Annotated in this window: 6 protein-coding genes; 1 reads left to right on the top strand and 5 read right to left on the bottom strand. The window is 41.7% G+C overall.

Annotation, left to right across the window (positions count from 1 at the left end):
* Nucleotides 1–475, top strand: a 475-nt coding sequence (locus ACE1TG_RS11090) for a hypothetical protein (protein WP_375052450.1), incomplete at its 5' end; no start/stop codon positions are given.
* A gap of 1 nt (nucleotide 476) precedes the next feature.
* Here the strand turns inward: ACE1TG_RS11090 and ACE1TG_RS11085 are convergent.
* The 5 genes from ACE1TG_RS11085 to ACE1TG_RS11065 all read right to left on the bottom strand — a co-directional run bounded on the left by ACE1TG_RS11085 (nucleotide 477) and on the right by ACE1TG_RS11065 (nucleotide 5,787).
* The gene (locus ACE1TG_RS11085; protein WP_375052449.1) at nucleotides 477–1,658 is read right to left on the bottom strand and encodes a M20 metallopeptidase family protein; all 1,182 of its coding nucleotides are present in this window, start codon (nucleotides 1,656–1,658) and stop codon (nucleotides 477–479) included.
* Nucleotides 1,659–1,854: 196 nt separating this feature from the next.
* Nucleotides 1,855–2,229, bottom strand: a complete 375-nt coding sequence (locus tag ACE1TG_RS11080) for a RidA family protein (RefSeq protein ID WP_375052457.1) — start codon at nucleotides 2,227–2,229, stop codon at nucleotides 1,855–1,857.
* Nucleotides 2,230–2,272: 43 nt separating this feature from the next.
* Nucleotides 2,273–3,718 carry an NAD-dependent succinate-semialdehyde dehydrogenase gene (locus ACE1TG_RS11075; RefSeq protein WP_375052448.1) on the bottom strand — a complete coding sequence of 482 codons (1,446 nt, stop codon included), beginning with the start codon at nucleotides 3,716–3,718 and terminating at the stop codon, nucleotides 2,273–2,275.
* Nucleotides 3,719–3,754: 36 nt separating this feature from the next.
* Nucleotides 3,755–5,107 (bottom strand): 4-aminobutyrate--2-oxoglutarate transaminase, encoded by a 1,353-nt coding sequence (gene gabT, locus ACE1TG_RS11070; RefSeq protein ID WP_375052447.1) that lies wholly within the window; start codon nucleotides 5,105–5,107, stop codon nucleotides 3,755–3,757.
* Nucleotides 5,108–5,133: 26 nt separating this feature from the next.
* A complete protein-coding gene (locus ACE1TG_RS11065) occupies nucleotides 5,134–5,787 on the bottom strand; it encodes a GntR family transcriptional regulator (protein ID WP_375052446.1) in 654 nt (217 codons plus the stop codon).
* Between the last annotated feature and the right edge of the window lie 213 nt (nucleotides 5,788–6,000).

Genomic DNA, 6,000 nt, shown 5'->3' with positions numbered 1-6,000 from the left:
AGAGCGCCTTTCTCCCGATTTCGAGCGAGTTTCTCCCGATTTCGAGCGAGTTTCTCCCGATTTAGAGCGCCTTTCTCCCGATTTCGAGCGACTTCCTCCCGATTTCAAGCGAGTTTCTCCCGATTTCGGGCGCCTTTCTCCCGATTTCGAGCGAGTTTCTCCCGATTTCGAGCGAGTTTCTCCCGATTTCGAGCGAGTTTCTCCCGATTTCGAGCGAGTTTCTCCCGATTTCGAGCGAGTTTCTCCCGATTTAGAGCGCCTTTCTCCCGATTTCGAGCGACTTCCTCCCGATTTCAAGCGAGTTTCTCCCGATTTCGAGCGCCTTTCTCCCGATTTCGAGCGAGTTTCTCCCGATTTCGAGCGAGTTTCTCCCGATTTCGAGCGAGTTTCTCCCGATTTCGAGCGAGTTTCTCCCGATTTCGAGCGAGTTTCTCCCGATTTCGAGCGAGTTTCTCCCGATTTCGATCAAGATTAACCTATTCCTCCTTCAAGTAACGTTTCACTGTTTCTCCCAAAATAGATACACCAACTGGAAGAACATTTTCATTTATATCAAAACTTGGTGTATGCAGTTCGCGTGTTTTTCCATCGCCAACTGCACAACCAAGAAACAACATGGCACCCGGTACAACCTGCGTCATATGCGCAAAGTCTTCTCCCCCTAATCCGAATGGTATGTCAAGCACCTTGAACTCCGGATGAATATCCCTAATAACTTCTCGAAAGAGCTGATTAACTGCTGGATTATTATTTAGTGAAGGGTCTTCTGGTGTTATCGTCAATTTATAATCACCATCAAAAACCCTTACTAATGAAAGGGCCTTTTCTAATTCAGCATGTAATAACTCTCTGACATTAGGGTCATAGCTCCGAATTGTCCCTTTGATTTGGACTTCAGATGGGATAACATTTCCGGCTACTCCACAAAGAATACTGCCAACACTGATTACTGCTGAATCAAGTGGAGAGATCCGGCGCGACACAATTCCATGCATAGCTTGCAGGACAGGACCAAGCATCCATACTGGATCAGTCCCTAAATGTGGATATGCGCCGTGTCCACCAGTGCCAAACACAGCAGCATCGAACACATCTACGTTAGCCATGCTATAGCCATCGTGTACCTTTACCTCCCCAAGCTGATTTTCAGGACTCATATGAAGCGCTATAACACGATCGACATCCTCTAGGACTCCTGCTTTAATCATATATGGAGCACCGGTCGAGCCGTGGATATCGGCCTTTTCTTCAGCAGGCTGAAATAGAAATTTTACAGTCCCTTTTACATCACCATTCTGAAAACTCTCTCCCAGTAAACGCGCAACTCCTAAGCCAATTGACATATGTGCATCATGTCCGCAGGCGTGCATTACACCTTCATTACGTGACTTGAAATCATGATTCGTTTCTTCAAAAATTGGCAATGCATCCATATCCGCACGAACAGCTATTGTTGGACCAGACCCAGAAGAGAGCGTTCCAACTACAGCTGTCGGACAACCTACTCCAACTTCCACATGCATACCTGGGATTTCTTCCAATACTGAAGCAACAAACTTTGACGTTTCCACTTCCTGAAAGCTTAATTCTGGAATCGAGTGAAGTTTGCGGCGCCACTTGGATAAATGATCAGCCATGTATTGTGCTTGTTCTAACACCTTCACATCCCCCCTTTTAGAAAAATTGGCATTCGTTAAAGGGATTCTTATGAAAACGTATTTTGCTTTCTTAGAACCCCTATACTCTGGAGTGCAAGCCCTAATATAGATAAGTCTTAGTTGCACTTATGCAATAAGAAAGGTCTTATCTGCTAAAAAGAAGGGAGTCGACTTAAAGCAACTCCCTCCACTTAGATTAATTAACGGATGCTATAGCTGTGATTTCAACTTTAACCCCTAACAATTGACTGCCTATCGTAATTCTCGCTGGCTTTATTTCTACATCTTCAAAAAATGATGCATATACGTTGTTGAACTCGCGAACATTTTCCTCATTCAAATCAGCTAAATGACATGTCATATGGACAATATTTGATAAACTAGCATTTTTCTCAGCTAAAATACTTTTAATATTTTCCAAACTTGCAGCAGCTTGAGCTGCGATTGAATTTCCTGCCGAATCTCCGTTTGGAAGAACGCCATCTTGCCCGGAGATAAAAATAAAGCTACCAGATTGAACACCTTGTGAATATGGTCCGCTCGGTTGTGGAGCATTGAGCGTTTGTATCATCTGTTTCAAAAAATCACATCCTCTTCAAGTAACTGTTCAACCTCTAATCCATTCCTATCGACACATACTGTGATTCTACAAAAGCATCTATTCCTTCATGACCGCCTTCTCTGCCGATACCACTCTCTTTCATTCCACCAAATGGAACCTGTGCTGCTGAAGGTGCCCCGTCGTTCCAGCCAACAATCCCGAAATTAAGCTGTTCAATAACACGGTGACCTTTTGCAACATTGTCCGTAAAGACATAAGCGGCTAATCCGTATGGCGTATCATTCGCTAATTTCACGGCATCTTCTTCTGAGGCGATTTTTTGAACAGGAGCTACTGGACCAAATGTTTCCTCCTGCATTAAAACCATTGATTGGTCTACATCTTTAACGACTGTAGGTGTAAAAAATACGCCGCCATCATCTGTGATCGGCTTACCACCAGTCACAACATGAGCTCCTTTTTTAACTGCGTCATCCATGTGATGCTTCACCTTATCCAAACCAGCCTGATTAATTAATGGTCCAATATCTACGGAATCATCAGCACCGTTTCCGACTTTTAACTTCTCAACTTCCTTGGAAAACTTTTCAATAAATTCATCGTAAATTCCCGCCTGCACATAAATTCGATTGGCACAAATACAGGTTTGGCCTGCATTCCTGAATTTAGATGCCATCACACCTTTAACCGCCAAGTCAACATTAGCATCATCTAATATAATCAATGGTGCATGACCGCCGAGTTCCAGTGACAACCGTTTCACCTGATCGGCACTTTGACGAATTAATATTTTTCCGACTTCTGTGGAACCAGTAAAGGTAATTTTTCGAACCTTATCATTATCCATAATTTCCTTGGCTATTTTGGATGATGAACCTGTCACTAGATTTATAACTCCTTTTGGAAAACCTGCCTCCTCGCATAATTCCATTAATTTAACAGCTGTTAATGGACTTTCACTTGATGGTTTCATAATCACCGTACAGCCAGCAGCTAATGCCGGGCCCATCTTACGGGTTAACATCGCAGCCGGGAAATTCCAAGGTGTTATCGCTGCAACAACACCAACTGGTTTCTTCCAGACTTGCAGCCGTTTATTCGCTGCATGTGATGGAATTGTCTCACCGTAAATACGCTTACCTTCCTCAGCAAACCATTCAATGAAAGAAGCGGCATATTTCACTTCTCCTCTTGACTCGTTAATTGGCTTACCCATTTCAAGTGTCATTACTTGTGCTACTTCTTCCAGATTATCCAGCATGAGCTGATTTAATTTTTTTAAATATCCGGCACGTTCATAAGCAGTAAGTCCTGACCATGATTGAAAAGCTTCATGTGCAGCACTGATTGCTTGTGAAGCTTCTTTTTCACCACCATTAGGAACCGTTCCGATAGTTTCACTGTTTGCTGGGTTCACAACCTTTAACGTGTCCAGGCTATCACCAAGCCATTCACCGTTAATGTTCATTAAATAGTTATTTGTTTTTACTTCATTCATTTTTGCTTCACTCCAATCATGAAATCTAGTATTCTATTATCCATTTACCCCAACAAGCACTGCTTCAATCGATTCTTCCAGGATATTTAGTGCCTCATCCAGTTGTTCATCGGTAATGACTAATGGCATAAGTAAACGAACAACATTGTCATGTACACCTGCTTTTAATACAATAACGCCACGCTTATGAGCTTCTTTTAAGACCTGGCCTGTTAGTTCTTTGGCAGGTTCTTTACTATCACGATCTTTAACAAGCTCAAGCGCGCACATAGCTCCAAGACCTCTGTATTCACCGATTTCTTCAAATCGATCGTACATGTTCTTAAATCTTTCCATTACTTTTTTACCAATCACATCAGCACGTTCATTTATATTTTCTTTCTCCATTACTTCCAGTACGGCAAGCCCTGCCCGGCACCCAAGCGGACTGCCACAATACGTACCTCCCAGTTCTCCAGGCTTTGCACTATCCATTACCTCTTCACGGCCAATTACACCACTAATTGGTAAGCCAGCAGCCATCGATTTAGAAATCGCTGTCAAATCAGGTTCAACTTCAAAATGCTCCATCCCAAAGTACTTTCCGGTACGGCCAAAACCTGTTTGGATTTCGTCTGCGATAAACAATATGCCGTGCTGTTTACAAATCTTGTATATTCCCTGAACGAATTTTTTACTAGGAATAATAAATCCGCTTTCCCCTTGAACAGGCTCCATAATGAACGCTGCAACTTGGCTTGGATCAACTTCACTTATGAAAAAGCTCTCCACCTGCTCTAACAAATAATCAGTGTATTCCTCTTCATTCATTGATTCAGGGCGGCGATAGTTATAAGGGTATGGCGCATGATAAACTTCTGGCGCAAATGGACCATATTCATATTTGAATGGTCTTACTTTTCCGGTTAGTGACATTGTCATTAATGTACGTCCATGAAACCCACCTGAAAACGAAACAACCGCCTGACGCTTTGTATACTTGCGAGCGATTTTCACCGCGTTTTCTACAGCTTCTGCGCCACTATTTAAGAACATTACTTTCTTTTTTGAATAGCCAGGCGCAAGAGCAGCAATCTTCTCAGCGAACTCAATATATGGATCATACATCATCACGTTAAATCCAGTATGAATGTAGCGATCAACCTGGTCGTGTAAAGCGCTTACAACTGTGTCATGACTATGGCCAACATTAATACAGCCAATCGCTCCAGCTAAATCAATAAAATGATTCCCATCAACATCCTGCAGCAACGCACCTTTTGCTTTTTCAACGAATGTTGGAACTCCATAGCCAACCCCTTGTGGTACAACGTCATGTCTTCGATCCAGCAGCTTCTTTGCCTTTGGCCCTGGCAGTTCAGTTTGAACGTTCGCGAATTTTTTGTTCATTTTGTTAAGCCTCCCCAACTTAAAATTTATTTCACCCCAAGTAAATGTGCTTCTACGTATGCGATATGGTTCTTAACACTCTCATTAACTGTATGCACATCCCTTGATACTAATGCTCTTAGTAATTCTTTATGCTCATCATAGAATGATTGAAAACTGGAGTAATACTGATCAAGATGCATGAGAAACGTTCTGATCTGGACTTGCAGCGAGTCATAGATTTTAATTATTCGTGAGTTACCACATAAATTAACCACATAACTATGAAATTGCATGTCTAGATCAAATAATCCATTCCAATCCTTTTCATCGGCCTTTACCTTCATTTGCTCGACAATCTGCTCTAGAACTTCAATATGCTTTTTTTCAAGACCTTTTATTGCTTGTGTAAAGGCCTGGGATTCAATCAATGTACGTAACTCAATAATTTCAGCCAAATCCTGTTCGGTAAAATCAGCAACATAAGTGCCCTTCCTCGCCTGACTTATCACTAACTCTTCAATTTCAAGTATCTTCAGTGCTTCGCGAATTGTACTTCGGCTGACATCAAAGCTTTCCGCAAGGTCTGTTTCAAGCAAACGTTCACCAAACTGGATTTCTTCATTCCAGATCTTTCTCTTGAGTTGGTCCGCAATTAGCTGACTTAATGGTTTTTGTACGATATAATTATCATCTTCCATATGCAGAACATCCTTCCTGCTCTTTATAACAAAATTGTTTTATGTCGATTGTCGACAATTATTATCTTCATCATAATTCAGAATTTTTAAATTGTCAAACTTTATTTTAATGATGTATAAACGGAGTATTAGCGTATTCCTCAGGTCGTTCACTTAATTTGTAGACTAGCTGGATCCTCATTCCGTTATTAATTTTATTAAACCTCATATACT

Origin of the sequence: Virgibacillus sp. JSM 102003, from assembly GCF_041949995.1 — a bacterium.
Lineage (GTDB): Bacteria > Bacillota > Bacilli > Bacillales > Amphibacillaceae > Lentibacillus.
This window is presented reverse-complemented; position numbering and strand designations above follow the sequence as displayed.